Here is an 18,128-nt window from a genome sequence, read left to right as displayed (position 1 = left end):
ACGGCGGCGCAGCGACCGCAAAGCGACATCATGCGGGACGCCCTCTCGGAGTACTTCGAGCGCCACGCGGGGTGATTCGGGAGGAACGACCCGTTACACCGAGAAGTACTTCGCTTCCGGGTGGTGGAACACGAACGCGTCGGTCGACTGCTCCGGGTGCAGCTGCAGCTCCTCCGACAAGACGACGCCCATGCGCTCCGGTTTCAGCAGCTCAACAACCTTGCGGCGGTCCTCCATCTCGGGGCAGGCCGGGTAGCCGAGCGAGAAGCGGGCGCCGCGATACTCCAGCTTGAACATGCCGGCGATATCGGTCGGGTCTTCGCCGCCCACACCGAATTCCGAGCGGATGCGCGAGTGCCAGTACTCGGCCAGCGCCTCGGTCAGCTGCATGGTCAGCCCATTGAGTTCCATGTAGTCGCGATACTGGTTCGCAGCGAACATCTTGGCCGTCACCGAGTCCACGTTCGAGCCGGCCGTGACCAGCTGGAGGGCCACGACATCCGTTTGGCCGGTGTCCCTGGAGCGCACGAAGTCGGCCAGGCACAGGTGCTTGTCACGGCGCTGCCTCGGGAAATTGAAGCGCAGGCGGTCGGTGCCGAGCACGCCGCCGGAACCGCCGTCGGGCGCGAGAAGTCCGGCCTGGCCCACCAGCCCGGTGGGGTCGTCGCCGTGGTGCAGCACGACCATGTCGTCACCCTCGGCGACGACCGGAAAGTAGCCGTAGGCCACGGAAGCGTCGAGCATGCCCTCGCTCAGGATGCGATCGAGCCAGTAGCGCAGGCGCGGCCGGCCGACGGTGTCGACCAGTTCCTGGTAGCTGGCGCCGTCTTCGGCGCGGCTCGGTTTGAGCCCCCACTGGCCCATGAAGGTGGCGCGTTCATCGAGAAAGGCCGAGAAATCGGCGAGAGCGACGCCCTTGACGATGCGGGTACCCCAGAACGGCGGCACCGGAATGGGGTTGTCGGCAGCGACCTCGGAGCGGGCGGGCATCTCCTCCGGCTCGGTCAGGGTGAGCAGGCTCTTCTTGTGGATGCGCTTCTTGAGCGGCGGCAGCCCGACGGACAAGGGGTCGGCGCCTCGGGAGATGGCCACGAGCGGTTCCATCAGGGCGAGGCCCTCGAAGGCATCGCGGGCGTAGCGCACCTGTCCGGCGAAGACGCTGTCGAGATCGTCCTCCACGTAGGAGCGGGTGAGGGCGGCGCCGCCGAGCAAAATCGGCCACTTATCGGCGAGCCCGCGGGACTCGAGTTCGAGCAGGTTCTCCTTCATCACGACCGTGGATTTCACGAGGAGGCCGATCATACCGATGACGTCAGCATTGTTCTCTTCGGCGACGCGAATAAATTCAGCGATCGATTGTTTGATGCCAATGTTGATCACGTCGTAGCCGTTGTTGGTGAGGATGATGTCGACCAGGTTCTTACCGATATCGTGCACGTCGCCGCGAACTGTGCCGAGCACGATCGTGCCCTTGCCGGCCGCTTCGGATTTCTCCATGTGCGGCTCCAGCAGCGCGACCGCGGCCTTCATGACCTCGGCGGACTGCAGTACGAACGGCAGTTGCATCTCGCCGCTGCCGAAGCGGGCGCCGACGACCTGCATGCCCACCAGCAGGTGCACGTTGACGATGTCGAGGGCGCTCAGGCCCCCGGCCCGGGCGAGGTCGAGGTCGGCTTCGAGGCCCTTGGCCTCGCCGTCGATGATGCGGCGCTCGAGCCGTTCGCCCACCGGCAGGGCGGCCAGTTCGGCGGCACGTTCGTCCTTCAATGCGGCGGAGTCGACGCCGGCGAACAGGTCGAGCAGGGCCACCAGAGGGTCATAGGTGAGGGTGCCTTCGGCGTCGTATTCGCGGCGGTCCCAGACCAGGTCGAGGGCCACCTTGCGGCGGTCATCGGGCACCGAGGCGAGCGGCACGATCTTGGCCGAGTTGACAATGGCGGAGTCGAGGCCGGCCGCGGTCGCCTCGTGCAGGAACACCGAGTTGAGCACCGAGCGAGCCGCCGGGTTGAGCCCGAACGACACGTTCGAGACGCCGAGGGTGGTGTGGATGCCGGGGTACTTCGCCTTGATCTGGCGGATCGCCTCGATGGTTTCGATGCCGTCGCGACGGGTTTCCTCCTGGCCGGTCGCGATCGGAAAGGTGAGGGCGTCGACGATGATGTCCTCGACCCGCATGCCCCACACGTTGACGAGCGTCTCGACCAGCCGGGTGGCGATGCGCACCTTGTGCTCGGCGGTGCGGGCCTGGCCCTCTTCGTCGATGGTGAGGGCGATCACGGCGGCGCCGTGCTCCTTCACGAGCGGCATGATGCGGCCGAACCGCGAGGTCGGCCCCTCGCCGTCTTCGAAGTTGACCGAGTTCACCACCGGGCGGCCACCGATGAGCTCCATGCCGGCCTGCAGCACGGCCGGCTCGGTGGAGTCCACGACGAGCGGCAGGGTCGACGCGCTCGCGAGCCGGGAGACGACCTGCTTCATGTCGGCGACGCCGTCACGGCCGACGTAGTCGATGCAGACGTCGAGCAGGTGGGCGCCGTCCCGCACCTGGCTGCGGGCGATGTCGACGCAGTCGTCCCAGTTCTCGGCGAGCATCGCATCCCGAAAGGCTCGGGAGCCGTTGGCGTTGGTGCGCTCCCCGATGGCCAGAAAGGCACTGTCCTGGTCAAAACTGACGTGCTGGTACAGGCTGGCGACGCCGGGATCCGCTTCGAGCGTGCGCGGCTTCACTGTGACGCCGCGCAACCGCTCAACCACCTTGCGCATGTGTGCGGGAGTCGTGCCGCAGCATCCGCCGACCAGCCCCAGCCCGAACTCCTTCACGAACTGTTCGTGCGCCGTGGCGAGCTGGTCGGGGGTCAGCGGGTAGCTCGCGCCGGTCTTGGTGAGCTGGGGCAGACCGGCGTTCGGCATACAGATCACGGGTACGCGCGAGAACTTCGAGAGGTGGCGCAGGTGCTCGCTCATCTCGGTGGGCCCGGTGGCACAGTTCAGGCCGATCGCGTCTATACCGAGCGGTTCGAGCGCGGTCAGCGCCGCGCCGATCTCGCTGCCCATCAGCATGGTTCCCGTGGTTTCCACCGTCACCTCGACGAAAATCGGCAAGCGGATGCCGGTCTCGCTTACGGCCTGCTTGCATCCGTTCACCGCGCTTTTTGTCTGCAGCAGGTCCTGCGAGGTCTCGATCAGGAAGGCGTCAGCGCCGCCGCGAATAAGGCCGAGCGCCTGCTCGGCGAAGGTGGCCTTGAGGTTTGAGTAAGTGGTGTGGCCGAGGCTGGGCAGCTTGGTTCCGGGGCCCATCGAGCCGAGCACCCAGCGCACGCGGCCGTCGCGGGCTTCGAACATCTCGGCACTGGTGCGGGCGATCTCGGCGCCGAGCCGGGCGAGTTCCTCGATGCGGTCTTCGATGCCGTAGTCGGAGAGGTTCGACCAGTTGGCGCCGAAGGTGTTGGTCTCGATGGCGTCGATGCCGGTCTCGAGATAGACGTCGTGGATGGCCGCGATGATGTCGGGGCGGCTCACATTGAGGATCTCGTTGCAGCCCTCGAGCTGCTGGTAGTCGTCGAGGGTGGGGTTGTGCTCCTGCAGCATGGTGCCCATGGCGCCGTCGGCGATAACGACACTTGACCTGACGGCGTTCAACAGGGCCTGCGATCGGGCTGGGCGCGCCTGGGCGACGGAAGTTTCGGTGTCAGTCGTTCGCTCGGGCTCTCGGTCGGTGTTCATTGGATCAGCCTAACGGCGGCCCCGAACGGTGCGCGGCCCCGAAGTAACGTTTCTTAGCGTGCGCGCCCACGAGTACGGTGCGCCCCGCCGGGTTCCCCGGTCACGATCCACCCGGTCTCGAATCGTGCTGCCGCACGCGGAGCTTGCACGGGGAGCAAGCCCCGCCGGTTCTGCTCGAGGGTAGCTGCGTCGATGGCTTTGGCCTCGTTTCGATTGCACACCCATACCCGAATCGTGGGGAGGGTTTCTTCCGATGGGTCAGGAATAGAACAGACCTGCACCACCACGCTGTTTCCGGCATCAATGATTTTCAGTGCCGCACGCACAGTAGCCAGGTTCGCGATGGTCACGGTTCCGAGGGCGTCCCTGGATATTTCCGTGCTCGTTCGTGCGTTGTGCCAGCTGTCGAAGGTGAGGATGACGCGCGGGCTGACCCCCGCTGGAACCAAGCCAAGCAACCACGACTGCACGAGACGGTCGGATCGGGCTCCAGAGTGAGATCTTCGGGAACGTAGCCAGAGGTCGAACACGCCGGTTCCCCCATGACGGAACGGCTTGGCTTGGGAAATCTGCCGCTCGGCGCCCCCAATAAGAGGGCGCCGATCGCGCAAATTCCACGTGGAGCGCAGTGCCCGCTCGACCGTTGGCCGCCCATACCACGTGTTAGACACCGATATCAGAGCCCCCGCATTGCCGCCATTGTCGAGCGATGCCATTGCTGATCCTCCCCCACAGACCCACGTTAGACATGTCTATCGTAACCCATTGGAGGGCCGCGGCGCGCGCCGAGGCTGGCCGCACCCGGCGAAGGGTAGGCTGATTGGGCAAACAGGGGGCATCCGATGAACTACGAGTCGCGACAGAAGCGGGCGCACACGATGGTGTCCGACCTTGGTTTGCCCCGGCCGCTCACGGCCGAATTGTTGCACCGGCACATGGAAACAGTGCTCGGAAAAAAAATCGTGGTGCAGAGGGCGACTCCGCGCATGCTCGAGGCCGGTCTCTGCGGGCTATGGATTGCCGTATCGGGCGAGAATTTTGAACGGATCTACCACGCGCCGACCTCCTCTATGGTGCACCGGCAGCAGTTCATCAATCACGAATTCGGCCATATGATTCTGAACCAGGAACAGGAGTTGCCGTCCGCAGAGCGAATCGCCCTGCTGGCGCCGCTCATTCCCCTTGACGCAATCGTCCACGCACTGGCCCGCAGCCGATTCACCGATGAGCAGGAGGCACTGGCGGAGGCCATCGGCGATCGGCTGGCGCTCATCATGCTGCACGATGGGCCGTTGGCCGTCCACGGCACCCTAACCGGATTCGGACGAGTTCTCTGATGCAAACAGTTCTCTTCATCCTGTCAGCCGTCTTTTGGGTCGCCGCGGCGGTGTGCGTGCCGTCGGCCATTCGGGGACGCCGACGGCCACTCCTGCTGTTTCTCGCAGTCTTCGCTCTGACCATGACGCTTATGCCCCAGCCGGTGTACCGTCCGGTCGATGCGCTGCTCGGGAACGGCAATGTGACCTATTTCATCTTCCACGCTCTGACGATCGTTGCCATTGCTCTGCTCGACGTCATCGTGCAGGAAGCCATGTCGCCGCGCGGCCTCACCCGGGCGCGCAAGCGTGCGACCTCCCTGGTCACCAGCGGGATCATCGTCGCGCAGGCCATCTTGTTCTTCGGAAGCGATTGGCGGGTGACCGACGATATCGCCGCCTCGTTCATTCCTCGCTGGGATTTCACCGCGTACGCGGCCACGACCTGGATCGCGATGGGAATCTTTGCGGTGTCCTTCGCTATAGCCTGCCTGGCTGACCTGCGGCGGCAACGCCGCCCGGTCACGCTGATCTCACTGAGCTTGGTGCTACTCGCCTGCCTGGGCGTTCTCACCTACGCGGTCATCAGCCTGACCAGTGCCGTGCTTGCCGTTTTTTACGCGGACTATCTCCTGGTCGGCTGGGCGCGTACTGCCTACACGCTGACCCTGCTGCTTTCCCCCATCAGTCTCGTCATCGGCCTCGGGTTGACGGCGGCCGTCGATGCGCTGGCCGCCGGCCGAGAGAACTACCGCGACCGCGTGCTGCTCTGGCGCATCACACCGCTGTGGCGGCGGCTTTTGAGCGACACTCCGCACCTCAGCATCGAGCGGCAGCTCTCACCGCGGCAGCTGCTCACGGTCAGTGGACCCGGCGCGCACCTGTATCGACGACACGTCGAGATTCGCGACAGCCTGCTGCTTCGCCCCGAGCAGGCCGTCACCCCGGCCGAGCTGGTCATTATCGAACTGGCCGAACAGCGAACCCAGGTGGGTCTGCCAGCGACCCCCGCCGCCCTCGTCGGGCCGACACGATGAGCGCGCCGCAGAATTGTGGGGACGTGAGCCCGCAGCTGGAGCTGGCGCGCAAACTCAACCTGCTGCTCGATGTCGTCGTGGCCGAGGGCAATACCCCGTACACCTTCCGCCAAATCGAGGCGGGGCTGAAGGAACGCGGACTCACGCTCTCCCGAGCACGCTGGGCCTACATGATCACCGGCGACGGCCCCCTCGTCACCGATCCGGCCCTCCTCACCGGCATCGCCGAGTTCTTCCGCATCCCTCCGGAATACATGCTCGGCGCCGCCGGCGACCTGCCCGACCGGGTCGACGCCCAGCTCGAATTTGTCAAGAGCCTGCGCGTTGCCCGAGTCGTGAGCTTTGCGGCGCGGATGCTCGGCGACGTTTCCCCCGAAACTCTGCGGTCGATCACCAAACTGCTTCAAGAGGACGGCGCCGAGGCAGGCCCGCCCGCGTAGGGCGGCAGGACCGCCTTCGCGGGAAGCCGGCAGCCCGGATGCTTTAGCTGGCGGTCCCGCCGGCGATCGCATAGGACCACAGCTCACTGCTCACACCGACGGGGCGCGCTTTCGGCTCGCCCTCCTTCGGGGTTTCGCTGCGGTGGCCGTGGGCAAAGGACGGGGAGGTCAGCCAGGCCTGGAACGACTCCTCGTCGGCCCAGCGCGTGACGACGAGCCAGGTCAGGCGGTCGTCGGTCGGCTTGAGCAGCTCGAAACCCTCGAAACCGGGGCGGTCGTCGACGGCTCCGGCGCGGGCCGCGAAGCGTTGGGCGAGTTCGTCGCCGCCGTCGCTCGGTACGGTGATGGCATTGATCTTGATGATCGTCATAAAACTGCTTCCTATTCGAACGCTCGAAGGTATTTCCTCCATGCTGCCACTCTCCGCTGCGAGACCGCGCCGTATCGCCCCGTACCGCAGCCGTCGGCGCATCCGTCTCCCACCGCCCAGCAAGGTTCCCTATGCTGGAACAGACATGCGACTACTCCTGATCCGCCACGGCCAGACTCCCGGCAACGTTCTCGGACGCCTCGATACCGCGCGTCCCGGCCCGGGTTTGACCGATCTCGGCCTGCGCCAGGCCGCCGCGATACCCGATGCCCTGCGCTCCGACCCGATCGACGCCATTTTTGTGTCGACGCTGCTGCGCACGCATCTGACCGCGCATCCGCTCGCCGCCGATCGCGGCCTCGAGCTGCAGGTCGCGTCCGGACTACACGAGATCGAAGCCGGGTCGCTCGAGGGGCTGCGCGATCGGGCATCCGTTCGCACCTATCTGGAAACCGCGGTGGCCTGGGGCTCCGGCGACCTCGACAAGAGGATGCCGGGCGCTCACGACGGTCACGACTTCTTCCGTCGGTTCGACACCGACATCGCGCGGGCCGCTGCCGGTTCTGAGGTCGCCGCGGTGTTCAGCCACGGCGCCGCCATTCGCGTGTGGACCGCGGCCCGCGCGCAGAACGTGCCCGCGACGTTCGCGGGCGAAAACGAGCTCGACAACACCGGTGTTGTCGAGCTGACCGGCTCGCCCGAAGAAGGCTGGACCCTGCTGTCCTGGGCCGGCCTGCCCGTGGGCGGCATGGCACTGGCCGACCTCAGCGCTGCCGATCCCCTGGGCGAGCCGCTGTCTGAGGCGTGAGGCGGGGCCGCACGAGCGCGTGGCTGTCGCGCAGCAGCTGCTCCACGAGCTCGGCGGGCACGTGGCCGTCCAGCACGATCGTGATCCAGTGCTTCTTGTTGAGGTGGTATCCCGGGGTGATCCACTGCGGAAACTCTTCACGGAGCGCCCGGCTCTCCTCCGGATCAACTTTGAGCGAGACCGTGAACGGCTCGCCACCGAGGGCGGAGAGCGCGAAGATCTTGCCGTTGCCGCTGGTCTTGAACACGCTCGTCTCCTCGCCGAACGGAAAGGTCTCGATCGCCTGGGGCAGGCTCAGGCAGAGATCGACGAGCGTGTCCGGAGTCATGCTAGAAACCTACGCCGATACGAGATTCATGGCATCGGCGGTCAATTCGACCGAACGCAGGCGGCCCTCGATGAGCGGCGACTGGTGCGCGAGAATGAGCTCGTCAGCTCCGGTTCCCTCGGCGAATTCCTCGAGATAGGCGCGTACCTCGTCGGCGGTGCCGACCGCTGAATACCGCATCATGTTGGCGATATTGCGGCCCTCCGGCGTGGTCAGGAACAGGTCGATCTGGTCGTCGCTGTACTCAGGCGTCGCCGGCCCGCGGGAGAGCATGCCGCGCACCCTGGTGCGGCGGGTCGTCTCGAACTGGGCCACGGCATCCGCTTTATCGTCGGCCGCGATCACGTTGGCGGCAACGATGAGGTGCGGCGTGGCAAGCTGCTCCGACGGCGTGAAATCGCGGCGGTAGAGCGCGATGGCGTCGTGCAGAGCATCGGGTGCGAAGTGTGACGCGAAGGCGTAGGGCAAACCGAGGGCGGCGGCGAGTCCGGCGCCGAACAGTGAGGATCCGAGAATGTACAGCGGCACGTTCGTGCCGGCACCGGGAACCGCCTGCACGCCGGGCACGATCGATTGGCCGCGCAGGTAGGCCTGCAGTTCCATGACGTCCTGCGGAAACTGGTCGGAGGCGCGCGGGTCGCGGCGCATCGCTCTGGCGGTATTCTGGTCGCTGCCGGGGGCCCGGCCGAGGCCAAGGTCGATGCGGTCAGGGTAGAGCTCGGCCAGCGTGCCGTACTGCTCGGCGATCACGAGCGGGGAGTGGTTGGGCAGCATGACGCCGCCGGATCCGAGCCGAATGGTGCTGGTCTTCCCGGCGACGTGGCCGATCAGGATGCTCGTCGCCGACGATCCGATGGTGGGCATGTTGTGGTGCTCGGCATACCAGACGCGCTCGTACCCGTGTTTTTCGGCCGTTTGCGCGAGCGCGACACTCGCCGCGAAGCTCTCCCGAGCGGTCTGCCCGGGGGCAATCGGAGCGAGATCAAGAATGGAGAGCGGAATAGTCATACTGGGGCCAACACTCGGGCGGCAAAATCGTTACCCGACACCCGAAACCAGCATGAAAGGGCGTCAGCCGCGCTCGGCCAGCCGACCGATGCCCGGAAAGAATCGCCCGACCCGCGCGCCGTAGGAGAGGTAATCGGGGTGCTCGGCCACGAGCATCCGCTCTTCCCACCGCGTCTTCACTGATAGCAGGCCGACCAGGGCGAGCCACGCCACGACGTGCCAAGCGGATGCCCCCACCAGCACGAGTGCGACACCGCCGGTCATGAGTCCCGCGTAAATCGGGCTGCGCATGAGCCCATAGACGCCTTCGGTGACCAGCGGGGCGTCCTCCCGCGGAATCGGACTCGCGGTCAACGCTGGCCCCAGGCTGACGACGCCGAGCACCACGAGGGCGCCGCCGACCAGACCCAACGTGATGGCCGCCACGATGATGCCGATGGCGGGCGACCACAGCGAGCCATGGGGCAGAAAGGCCAGAGCCCCCAGCAGCAGAAATTGCACGGTGACCAGGCTCAGCGCGAGCGCACGTTTCATAATTCGAGGGTACGCCCGGGCGGCGAGCCGGCCGATCGACGTTAACTCCAGATCACCACCGTGTAACGAAATGAAACATTTTCGCTTTTTTGCAGACAATCCGCACCGCGGCGACTTACCCTCGAACGCAGAGACCGGCTCCGCCGATGCTGCCGGAGAGTGACATCGGGCCTCAGATCGGGTCGTGTACTGCACGATCGGTTCGAGGCAAGCGCTGTGATCCGGCATCTGCATTCGCCGGGACACCTCACCTCGGGTGCCTCCGCTGAACTGGAACTTCAACCATGACTGACGACGAACTCCTCCTTGAAATCGACTACACCGGCTACGACAACTCGTGCCGCGACCCGCGCATCACGCCGGCCGGGGACCTGGTCGAGTGCCGTCGCTGGCGCGGCCACGATGACAACATGCACGGCACCCGGGCTGGCGTGCGCGCTATCCGCTGGCAGGCAGGAGCCGCTCCCCTGGCCGCGTAGCTCACCGTGATGCGCTCACCCCCCGGACGGCGCGGTGGCTGCCGCCTCGCTGCGACGGTCATTGTGTGCGTGGCTGTGTCGACGGCTCGCCCGGGGCAGACGCTGCGCCTGCGTCTCGCCGGGGGCCACCGTGCCTGCAGTCGAGGCCTAGGCCCGGAACGAGGGCAAGATTTGGATGCTGCGCCCAGCGAAGATGGGTTCAGCATCACAGATCGCCGCGTGCATCGATCAAAAGAAGCCCTGACGTGTACGTTTCGTGAGAGGAATCCGCTGTTGAATTCGATATTATCCCGTCGGAAAGGCAAACCGTCACGCGACTAGTACACCCCGAACGGCTTGCAAACAAGCATTCTGGGGTACCGAGGCTAAAGCTATCCGCGTCGACCTTCCAAATTGCTTCCAGAAATGTTTCTGAGATTCTATCGTTTTTGTGTTCGATTTGCGGTAGAATGGGTGTCAAGGAGGCAATGGCGCCCATGTTCATGGAAAACCCGAACGAGGCCAGTTCGAACCCGGTCATTGTGGCGGTGGAGCAGGCCCGGAAGATTCTGTTGGCGGCACTGGGCGGGGTGTCGTTCGGGCTGCTGGGTGATGAAGAATCACTGACCCTGCTGCTGGCGGTGGAGAGCGTGGGCCGGGTGGTCGACGGGGCCCGGGTGCTCTCCACGTCGGATGTGCTGCGCCGCTCCGAATACTTTGATGCTGCCGCAGCGAAAGCCGCCGCCCAGGCTGCTGTTGATCAGAGTGCCGCCGCCGCGCAGAATGCAGCCCGGGAGAAGGCTGGTTCGGGCAAGGCTGCTGCGGAATCCGTGATCCCGGAGGGTGCTGCGGCTTCTCCGAGCGTGGCGCGTGCGGCGGCGTCTCTGGCTGCGCCGACGCTGGCCCGTCGGCTCGGCTGTCGCAGCGGCGTCGAGCTGGTCTGCACCCTCGCCCGGCTCTCCCGCTCCGAAGTCCTGCAGCGATCCGCACTCGGTGAGAAGGCTGGGCAGCGGATGCTGCTCGGCCGCCCGCTGGCCCCCACCTACCCGGTGCTCGGAGAGGCCCTGCAGGGCGGGGAGCTCGGCCTGGAACAGTCCCGGGTGATCGTGCAGGTGCTCGACGGCCTGCGCTCCTCCGTGCTGGTGGAAGACCTCGACCGGGTCGAACGCTCTCTGGTGGCCAGCGGCTCCGGTGCGATCATTCCCGAAACTGAGGGGCTGCCCGGTGCTGGCATCGCGTTTGCGCCGGAGTTGCTGCGGCAGCAGGGCATCCAGTGGAAAGCTCGCCTCGCCCCCGACGGCAGCGCGCCCGGCGAGGCCCCGACCGAACGGCGCAGCTGGCTCACCTTCGGCACCCTCAATAACGGCGGCTACAGCCTCAACGGCTGGTTCACCACCCTCGACCGCGCCATCATGAGCAACGTTTTCGATGCGTACCTGTCCGCCGCCGCGGCCAACCCGGTTCCCGGCGCCGACGGCGCCGCGACCCGGGCGTCCGGCACGGCCCGAGTCTCCGACGCCCCTCCACGTGCCCGGGTCGCGTTCCGTGAGACCGACCTCGCCCACGCAGACGACAACGAAGCGGCACAAGAAGCAACCAGCGAGGCGCGGAACGCCACCGCGGCGGGCCAAGCCACCGAAATTGGCCAGGCGGGCGAGGCGGGTGCGAAAATGGAGGCCAGCGACACGCTCGACGCCGACCCACCCGACCCGCTCAGCCCCGACAGGATCAGTCCCGACCTACTCAGTCCGTGCCCGCAGCAACCCGACGACACCCGCTCCCGCAACGAAAAACAAGCCAGCATCCTCCGCGCCGTGTTCGAAGCCGCAGCCCGGCAGCCGGGCACCCCTACCATGGGCGGCGCCGCCCCCACCGTGCTCGTACACATCAACATCAACGACCTCCTCGACGGCCGCGGCGCCGGCTGGATCGACGGCATCGACGGCCCCCTCACCCCCGGCCAGGTCGACGAACTCATCTGCGCCGGCGGCTACCAACCCGTGCTGTTCGGCCAGACCGGCACGATCCTGCACCTCGGCACCAGCAACCGGTGCTTCAGCGCCAGTCAACGCCGAGCATTGGCCGCCCGAGATGGCGGCTGCGTCATCCCCGGCTGCACCGTGCCACCCCACCTGGCCCAGGTTCATCACGTCGTTCCCTGGCAGAAAGGCGGCCTGACCGATATCGACAACGCAGTCCTTCTTTGCAACGCCAGCCACTCCAGCATCGACACCTCCGGCTGGGACATCGACATGCGAGACGGCCGACCCTGGGTACGCGGACCCCTCCTGTTCGACCCCACCCAAACCTGGCGCCCCGCCGGACAAAACCGCGCCGCCATCCCCGCCGAGAAACCCAACTGGAACAAATAAGCCCGAACGGCCCAAGGCACCCAGCACCCGGAGCTCGGCACCCGGAACCCGGCACCCGGAATGGCTGGGCGGCGCAGACAGCCACCGCAAGGACTATGGCGGGCTCGACAGGCTCGACCAGCGGCGCCGTCGCGACCGGAAGACTGATCACGCCCCACTCAGCGCGGCCTCCATCAGTGGATTGGCCCTACATTGCGGAACGAGCGGCCAATCCGATCTCACAACGTACGGGAGGATGGTCAGAGCGCCGCAAGGCGCGCACACCGACGAAGGGGCACACTCTGTTCACTGGACTCAGCGCATTTCCCCTCACCCCGATCGACGAAAAGGGCATCGATAAGCGGGCGTTCGTCGGTTTGGTTACCCGGCTGGCAGATGCCGGCGTCGACTCGATCGGTGCGCTCGGCTCCACCGGCGGGTACGCCTACCTCAGCCGTGAACAGCGGGCCTGGGCCGCACGCACTGCCGTCGAGGCGGCCGGGACGACCCCGGTCATCGTGGGAATCGGCGCACTCCGCACCCGCGACGTGCTCAACCTCGCAGCGGATGCCCAGAGCGCCGGCGCCGCGGCGGTACTGCTGGCGCCGATGACCTATCAGCCGTTGACCGACGATGAGGTGTTCGGACTCTACGAGGCCGTCACAGCAGAAATATCCGTTCCGCTCGTCGTCTACGACAACCCCGGCACCACCCACGTCACGTTCAGTGACGAGTTGCACGGTCGTATTGCCGTGCTTCCCAAAATCGGCTCGATCAAGATTCCGGGGATCGCCGTCGAAGAGGCCCCTGGGAGAATCGCCGTGCTCCGCGCCGTGATTCCCGCGCATGTCACGATCGGCGTCTCCGGGGACTGGCTCGCGGCCGGCGGACTGCTCGGCGGTGCCGATGCCTGGTACAGCGTGCTCGCCGGCCTGTTTCCCGAGACCGTACTCGCCATCACGCGTGCCGCGCAAACTGGAAGCAGTGCGGCGGCCGTCGCTGCCTCCGACCGACTCGAACCGCTGTGGGCGCTTTTTCAACGCTACGGCAGCCTGCGGGTCGTGTCGGCAGCGGCGGAATCGCTAGGTCTCGTGAATTCGCCCAACCTGCCGCTGCCCCTGCTCGGACTCGACCATGCCGCCCGGCGCGAACTCGAGGCGGCGCTGGTCGTGCTTGGCCTGAATTAGCGCAGACCCAGGCGAGGTCTGCACGGCCGAGGCCGGGCATCCGCTCTCGACGCGGGTAGCGGGCAGCTTCGAGGCTGGGCATTTCAGTGGCGCATTCTCAGTGGCGCAGCGAGATGCCGTGCCCGATGCGGCGAAACAGCAAGGCAGCCACGATGGCGCCGACGATGAAGAACGACGCACCCCACCAGTAGGCGACCGCGTAGCTCTGCACGGCGGCCTGGGCGGCGACTGCTGCCGTCGCGGGCAGGTGGGCGGCGACATAGTTGGTGGCCGCGGTGGCCGCGAGGGTGTTGAGCAGCGCGGTGCCGATGGATCCACCGACCTGCTGGCTGGTGTTGACCATGGCCGAGGCGACGCCGGCGAACTGGCCGTCGACACCGAGCGTGGCGGTCTGCATCGAGGCGGGCATGATCGTTCCCATGGCGAGTCCGAGAATCATCAGTGGCGGCAGCACGTCGAGCACGTAGACGCTGTTCAGGTCGAGATGCGTGAGGTAGATCATGCCGATCGCGCCGAGGCTCATGCCGATCGGCACCAGAATTTTGGGTCCGAATCGGGGTACAAAAATGTTGGTCGACAGTTGCGCGGCCAGCACGAGCATGGCGATCATTGGCAAAAAGGACACGCCGGTCTGCATCGGCGAGTACTGCAAGGACGTCTGCAGGTAGTAGGTCACGAAGAGGAAGATGCCGAACATGCCCGCTCCGGCGATGAGAATCGAGATGTACGCGGCTGCGCGGTTGCGGTCCAGCACGATGGCCAACGGCAGAAGCGGATGCGCCGCCTTGCGTTGCCAGAGCACGAAAGCGACCAGTAGAACCCCGGCCGCTGACAGGGTTCCCCAGGTAAGGATCGAGTCCCAGCCGTCGGTCTCCGCGTTGGAGAATCCGTAGACCAGTCCGAACAGAGCACCGGAGACGAGCAACGTGCCGGGGATGTCGAGCTTGGGGCGAGGGCCCGTGCGCGTGGCGTGGCTGAAGAAGATGGCCGCGCCGACGATGGCGATCACGGCGATGACGACGTTGATGCAGAGGTTCCAGCGCCAGTCGAAGTTTTCGGTGAGGTACCCGCCGAGGAGCAGGCCCACGGCACCGCCGGCGCCGGCGATCGCGCCGAACACACCGAAGGCACGGGCGCGTTCCTTGGGAATCGTGAAGGTCGTCGTCAGCACCGCGAGGGCGGTCGGGGCGAGCAGTGCGCCGAATGCTCCCTGCAGGGCGCGGGCTCCGACCAGCATGCCGAAGCTGTCGGCCGCTCCGCCCAGCGCCGACGCGACGGCGAATCCGATCAGACCGATGATGAAGGTGCGTTTGCGGCCGATCAGGTCGGAGAGGCGACCGCCGAGCAGCAGCAGACTACCGAAGGCGAGGGAGTAGGCAGTGACGATCCATTGGCGGTCGCCGTTGGAGAAGCCGAGGTCGGCCTGGGCCGACGGTAGGGCGATGTTGACGACGGTGGAATCGAGTACGACCATGAGCTGGGCGAGCCCGACCACACAGAGGGTCCACCAGCGGCGGGAGGTGGGTGGTGCGGCGACGATTTCGGGCGACGCGACGGAGGAAGTCTGTGACATGTCGGACACTCTATACGAAACTGAGTAGTTCCGGATCTTAACAGTTCCTGAATATGCGATAATTTACGAGAATGAAACACCGGGCACGAAACACCAAGCATAGTGAAGGGGGCCAGCGATGACGCGCGATGCGAGCCCGCTCGAGGAAACCGTCGAGGAGGCCCCGAAACTGGGGCGCAAACGCGACCACACCCGCGACCCCGACATTCTCGACGCTGCCCTCGAAGTGCTCGCCGAAACCGGCTACGACGGAATGACCATGGAAATGGTGGCCGCCCGGGCCAAGGCGGGCAAAGCCACGCTCTACCGTCGCTGGCCGTCCAAGGGCGAACTCGTCATCGACGCCGTCGCCTGCATGAAACGCGGCGACTTCGATCGCGACCACCTGCCAGACACCGGCACTCTACGCGGCGACCTCGTGGCCATGATCAAGCCGCACGCCATCGAAGATGGCGCCCGCAAGATGCGCATCATGGCCGGACTCATGTCGATGATCTCCCGCAACCCCGAGCTCGCCGAGGTGGCGCGGGCGGCGATCGTGGAGCCGCGGGCATCCGCTAATCGCATTCTGCTGCAGCGCGCCATTGACCGTGGCGAGATTTCGGAGCACTCCGACATCGATAGCCTCGCCATGCTCAGCCAGTCCATGGCCATCTACCGCGTGCTGGTGCTGCAGAAACCGGTCAATCGCGACTTCTTCATTCAGCTGATCGACGGCGTTGTGCTGCCCGCGGTCGGCCTGGGCCGCCCACTCGCCACGGTTGACGGCGGGGCGGGTGCAACGGACACGTGACAGTGACAGTGAACACGGAGACTCGCGTGCTCGGGGCCACCAAGTGGCGAAGCCTCGAGCAGGACCACGAACACCGCGCCGACGCGCTCACTCGGGCCAGGCGCGAGCGCGCGGCGACCGGTCAGACGCATCCGGTCGACGATTTTCTGTTCACCTACTACCCGTTTCGTCCCGGCCTGCTGCGCCGTTGGCATCCCGGTGCCGGCGTGCTGCTGCAGGACGCCGCTGACGACCCCCGCGCCAGCTGGAAGTGGTATCGCACGATAGGCACCGCCAGCCAGGTGGATGCTGCGGCCTTCTCCGAAAAGAACGAGCGCGTCATCCGTTTCATCGGAAATCTCCTCACGGCCACCCGGCAACAACCGGCCCACTTCGGCTGTTTCGGCCTGCACGAGTGGGCGATGGTCTACCGCCAGGGCGAACACCGGCACGTCGCGCCGCTGCGCCTCGGCCAGAGCGACACCGATGCCGTCGTCGCCGAAAGCCGCATAGCGTGCAGCCATTTTGACGCTTTTCGATTCTTCACTCCCGCAGCCCTGCCGCTCAATCGGCTGCAGCCGACCCGTGAGAACCAGCCGGCGATGGAGCAGCCCGGCTGCCTGCACGCCGGAATGGACATCTATAAGTGGGTAATCAAGCTCGGGCCCCTGGTTCCCGGTGAAGTTTTGCTTGACTCCTTCGAACTCGCGCGCGACATTCGCCGGCTCGATATGGAGGCCTCCCCCTACGACCTGAGCAACTGGGGCTATGCGCCGGTCGAAGTCGAGACCCCCGAGGGCAAAGCCGAGTATGTGCGCCGCCAGCGCGGTTTCACCGAGCGCAGCAATCTGCTGCGCGACCGGGTCGTGAGCCTTCTCGCCTAAAATTGCTCGCGATTGCTCGGTTGCCAGCTTCTTTTCAGGTTTTGCCTCCGCGACGAGCGGATGCCCCTCGCCGCGGCGATCCTGGCGGGTCACGGCGAGTGCGCGCCCAGCTCAGAGCGGTCGGCGGCACCCATTTGGGGCATGCCGACCAAACCACATTGGCCGGGGCTCCGGACCATCTGTGCGGCCCGAAAAGACCTCGAGGCCGGAACAGAACAACGAATTGGAGCTCTCATGAACGCGATCACGAAGCACACGAACATTCGCAAGATCACCGCGCTGGGCGTCACCGGCGCCGCGGCATCCGCTCTTATCATTGGTGGCTTCGTCGCCCCAGCCCAGGCGTTCGACGGCGACAGCACGAGCACCACGACGAGTACCAGCACCTCCACGGACAGCTCTTCGAAGCAGAACCGCCTCGACCTCATCGGCGACCTGTTCAACCTCTCCGGCAACGACTCGACCGGCAACGGCGTGCTCGGCAACGATACCTCGCTCGGTGGCGTGGCCAACGGCGGTCTGGTGAACGGCGGAGTCGTCATCGGCCCGCTCGTTTCAGACTCGCTCAACGGTGACGTCGCCTCGGGCAACGAGGTCGGCAACGGCGCGTCCGTCGGCAACGGCAACGACGTGGTCGCACCGATCGAAGCCCCCATCACCGCACCGATTGACGCCGGCAACGGCACCGATGTCGACGGAGTCGACGTCGAAGATGTCAACAGCGGCGACATCAACAGCTCGGTCGACTCGATCGTCAACGATGTTCTCGGTGGCCTCGGCCTCGGACTCGGCCGCTAACCAACCCACCAGCAGCCAGGGCGTCTCCCCCTCGGGAGGCGCCCTTTTTGTGTGCGGTCGGTCGCGCGGGCAGTCAGTCGCGCGGGTACGACTCGATGATCTCGCGCATGCGGGGCAGGCCGAACTGGTCGGCGATGGCCACCCCGCTGTGCGTGCCAAGGCGGGGGTCGGCATCCGCTTCGAGCAACAGCCGCAGAATGGCTTCGTTACCCCGAAAGACCGCACACGAGATCGCGGTCTGACCCATGGCGTTCACAACGGATGCGTCCGCCCCGCGCCGAAGCAGCTCACCGACGGTCTCGGGGTGCTGCTGGTAGGCCGCGACGATGAGCAGGGTGTCGCCCCGCGGGTTGAGAACGTTGAGGCCGACTCCGGCGTCGATCATTTCGCTCAGCGGACCGGTCTGGCCGTCGCGGGCGAGGTTGAAAACGCCCTCGATGACCTCGGGGCTGAGCCCGGATGTGTTCTCGTTCACTGCACTGCTCTCGCTCGTTTACCGTTGGCCCAGCGTAACCGGCGCGGGGCGGTGGTGAGCGATTGT

General features: G+C 66.1%; 18 protein-coding genes. 10 read left to right on the top strand and 8 right to left on the bottom strand.

From position 1 onward, the window contains the following. Positions 1–93: 93 nt before the first annotated feature. A complete protein-coding gene (metH, locus tag BLS91_RS04840) occupies positions 94–3,723 on the bottom strand; it encodes a methionine synthase (RefSeq protein ID WP_092339612.1) in 3,630 nt (1,209 codons plus the stop codon). A 53-nt stretch (positions 3,724–3,776) separates the two neighbouring features. Next, positions 3,777–4,439 carry a hypothetical protein gene (locus BLS91_RS19525; RefSeq protein WP_134505356.1) on the bottom strand — a complete coding sequence of 221 codons (663 nt, stop codon included), beginning with the start codon at positions 4,437–4,439 and terminating at the stop codon, positions 3,777–3,779. A gap of 126 nt (positions 4,440–4,565) precedes the next feature. Between BLS91_RS19525 and BLS91_RS04830 the strand changes: the two genes are divergently transcribed. The 3 genes from BLS91_RS04830 to BLS91_RS04820 are packed head-to-tail and all read left to right on the top strand — an operon-like array spanning position 4,566 to position 6,516. Beyond that, complete coding sequence (locus tag BLS91_RS04830) at positions 4,566–5,060, top strand: hypothetical protein (RefSeq protein ID WP_134505357.1); 495 nt, start codon at positions 4,566–4,568, stop codon at positions 5,058–5,060. Then, positions 5,060–6,076: a DUF6545 domain-containing protein gene (locus tag BLS91_RS04825; RefSeq protein ID WP_092339609.1), complete on the top strand. Its 1,017-nt coding sequence runs from the start codon at positions 5,060–5,062 to the stop codon at positions 6,074–6,076. The genes BLS91_RS04830 and BLS91_RS04825 overlap by 1 nt, the downstream gene beginning before the upstream one ends. A 23-nt stretch (positions 6,077–6,099) precedes the next feature. After that, a complete protein-coding gene (locus tag BLS91_RS04820; protein ID WP_233197494.1) occupies positions 6,100–6,516 on the top strand; it encodes a hypothetical protein in 417 nt (138 codons plus the stop codon). A gap of 43 nt (positions 6,517–6,559) precedes the next feature. Here BLS91_RS04820 and BLS91_RS04815 read toward each other — a convergent pair whose 3' ends face one another. Further along, a complete protein-coding gene (locus BLS91_RS04815) occupies positions 6,560–6,886 on the bottom strand; it encodes an antibiotic biosynthesis monooxygenase family protein (RefSeq protein ID WP_092339607.1) in 327 nt (108 codons plus the stop codon). On the opposite strand from BLS91_RS04815, the gene BLS91_RS04810 reads away from it, so the two are divergent. After that, complete coding sequence (locus tag BLS91_RS04810; protein WP_420838490.1) at positions 6,876–7,694, top strand: histidine phosphatase family protein; 819 nt, start codon at positions 6,876–6,878, stop codon at positions 7,692–7,694. The genes BLS91_RS04815 and BLS91_RS04810 overlap by 11 nt on opposite strands. Here the strand turns inward: BLS91_RS04810 and BLS91_RS04805 are convergent. From BLS91_RS04805 to BLS91_RS04795, 3 genes are all read right to left on the bottom strand, one after another. After that, the gene (locus BLS91_RS04805; protein WP_092339605.1) at positions 7,651–8,022 is read right to left on the bottom strand and encodes an MmcQ/YjbR family DNA-binding protein; all 372 of its coding nucleotides are present in this window, start codon (positions 8,020–8,022) and stop codon (positions 7,651–7,653) included. The genes BLS91_RS04810 and BLS91_RS04805 overlap by 44 nt on opposite strands. 9 nt (positions 8,023–8,031) lie before the next feature. Next, entirely contained in the window at positions 8,032–9,030 is a 999-nt protein-coding gene (locus tag BLS91_RS04800) for an LLM class flavin-dependent oxidoreductase (RefSeq protein ID WP_092339604.1), read from the bottom strand. Positions 9,031–9,093: 63 nt separating this feature from the next. Continuing rightward, entirely contained in the window at positions 9,094–9,564 is a 471-nt protein-coding gene (locus BLS91_RS04795) for a methyltransferase family protein (protein WP_159433824.1), read from the bottom strand. Between the two features lie 284 nt (positions 9,565–9,848). Here BLS91_RS04795 and BLS91_RS04790 point away from each other — a divergent pair, with 284 nt between their 5' ends. The 3 genes from BLS91_RS04790 to BLS91_RS04780 all read left to right on the top strand — a co-directional run bounded on the left by BLS91_RS04790 (position 9,849) and on the right by BLS91_RS04780 (position 13,560). Next, complete coding sequence (locus BLS91_RS04790) at positions 9,849–10,043, top strand: hypothetical protein (RefSeq protein WP_092339602.1); 195 nt, start codon at positions 9,849–9,851, stop codon at positions 10,041–10,043. A 467-nt stretch (positions 10,044–10,510) separates the two neighbouring features. Continuing rightward, positions 10,511–12,394 carry an HNH endonuclease signature motif containing protein gene (locus BLS91_RS04785; RefSeq protein ID WP_159433823.1) on the top strand — a complete coding sequence of 628 codons (1,884 nt, stop codon included), beginning with the start codon at positions 10,511–10,513 and terminating at the stop codon, positions 12,392–12,394. Positions 12,395–12,570: 176 nt separating this feature from the next. Continuing rightward, on the top strand, positions 12,571–13,560 hold the full coding sequence (locus tag BLS91_RS04780; RefSeq protein WP_369827375.1) for a dihydrodipicolinate synthase family protein: 990 nt from the start codon (positions 12,571–12,573) through the stop codon (positions 13,558–13,560). 97 nt (positions 13,561–13,657) lie between these two features. Here BLS91_RS04780 and BLS91_RS04775 read toward each other — a convergent pair whose 3' ends face one another. Next, positions 13,658–15,133 carry an MFS transporter gene (locus BLS91_RS04775; RefSeq protein ID WP_092339600.1) on the bottom strand — a complete coding sequence of 492 codons (1,476 nt, stop codon included), beginning with the start codon at positions 15,131–15,133 and terminating at the stop codon, positions 13,658–13,660. A gap of 118 nt (positions 15,134–15,251) precedes the next feature. Here BLS91_RS04775 and BLS91_RS04770 point away from each other — a divergent pair, with 118 nt between their 5' ends. The 3 genes from BLS91_RS04770 (at position 15,252) to BLS91_RS04760 (ending at position 17,587) form a co-directional block, all read left to right on the top strand. Beyond that, complete coding sequence (locus tag BLS91_RS04770; RefSeq protein WP_092339599.1) at positions 15,252–15,926, top strand: TetR/AcrR family transcriptional regulator; 675 nt, start codon at positions 15,252–15,254, stop codon at positions 15,924–15,926. 2 nt (positions 15,927–15,928) lie between these two features. After that, a complete protein-coding gene (locus tag BLS91_RS04765; RefSeq protein ID WP_369827374.1) occupies positions 15,929–16,789 on the top strand; it encodes a 3-methyladenine DNA glycosylase in 861 nt (286 codons plus the stop codon). A gap of 234 nt (positions 16,790–17,023) precedes the next feature. Further along, on the top strand, positions 17,024–17,587 hold the full coding sequence (locus tag BLS91_RS04760; RefSeq protein ID WP_092339597.1) for a hypothetical protein: 564 nt from the start codon (positions 17,024–17,026) through the stop codon (positions 17,585–17,587). A gap of 73 nt (positions 17,588–17,660) precedes the next feature. Here the strand turns inward: BLS91_RS04760 and BLS91_RS04755 are convergent, their stop codons facing one another. Next, complete coding sequence (locus tag BLS91_RS04755; protein ID WP_198412850.1) at positions 17,661–18,062, bottom strand: ankyrin repeat domain-containing protein; 402 nt, start codon at positions 18,060–18,062, stop codon at positions 17,661–17,663. Positions 18,063–18,128 lie beyond the last annotated feature (66 nt).

It is taken from the genome of Cryobacterium flavum (assembly GCF_900103805.1).
In the GTDB taxonomy this organism is placed as follows: domain Bacteria; phylum Actinomycetota; class Actinomycetes; order Actinomycetales; family Microbacteriaceae; genus Cryobacterium; species Cryobacterium flavum.
Note: the sequence above shows the minus strand (reverse complement) of the source record. Positions and strands in the feature narration are given on the sequence as shown.

What these genes read in the sequence shown, in the direction of transcription:
- BLS91_RS04775 (WP_092339600.1), bottom strand. Translation starts at nt 15,133, where the DNA reads ATGTCACAGACTTCCTCCGTCGCGTCGCCCGAAATCGTCGCCGCACCA.
- BLS91_RS19525 (WP_134505356.1), bottom strand. Translation starts at nt 4,439, where the DNA reads ATGGCATCGCTCGACAATGGCGGCAATGCGGGGGCTCTGATATCGGTG.
- BLS91_RS04790 (WP_092339602.1), top strand. Translation starts at nt 9,849, where the DNA reads ATGACTGACGACGAACTCCTCCTTGAAATCGACTACACCGGCTACGAC.
- BLS91_RS04825 (WP_092339609.1), top strand. Translation starts at nt 5,060, where the DNA reads ATGCAAACAGTTCTCTTCATCCTGTCAGCCGTCTTTTGGGTCGCCGCG.
- BLS91_RS04805 (WP_092339605.1), bottom strand. Translation starts at nt 8,022, where the DNA reads ATGACTCCGGACACGCTCGTCGATCTCTGCCTGAGCCTGCCCCAGGCG.
- BLS91_RS04795 (WP_159433824.1), bottom strand. Translation starts at nt 9,564, where the DNA reads ATGAAACGTGCGCTCGCGCTGAGCCTGGTCACCGTGCAATTTCTGCTG.
- metH (WP_092339612.1), bottom strand. Translation starts at nt 3,723, where the DNA reads ATGAACACCGACCGAGAGCCCGAGCGAACGACTGACACCGAAACTTCC.
- BLS91_RS04810 (WP_420838490.1), top strand. Translation starts at nt 6,876, where the DNA reads ATGATCGTCATAAAACTGCTTCCTATTCGAACGCTCGAAGGTATTTCC.
- BLS91_RS04785 (WP_159433823.1), top strand. Translation starts at nt 10,511, where the DNA reads ATGGCGCCCATGTTCATGGAAAACCCGAACGAGGCCAGTTCGAACCCG.
- BLS91_RS04760 (WP_092339597.1), top strand. Translation starts at nt 17,024, where the DNA reads ATGAACGCGATCACGAAGCACACGAACATTCGCAAGATCACCGCGCTG.
- BLS91_RS04800 (WP_092339604.1), bottom strand. Translation starts at nt 9,030, where the DNA reads ATGACTATTCCGCTCTCCATTCTTGATCTCGCTCCGATTGCCCCCGGG.
- BLS91_RS04815 (WP_092339607.1), bottom strand. Translation starts at nt 6,886, where the DNA reads ATGACGATCATCAAGATCAATGCCATCACCGTACCGAGCGACGGCGGC.
- BLS91_RS04770 (WP_092339599.1), top strand. Translation starts at nt 15,252, where the DNA reads ATGACGCGCGATGCGAGCCCGCTCGAGGAAACCGTCGAGGAGGCCCCG.
- BLS91_RS04830 (WP_134505357.1), top strand. Translation starts at nt 4,566, where the DNA reads ATGAACTACGAGTCGCGACAGAAGCGGGCGCACACGATGGTGTCCGAC.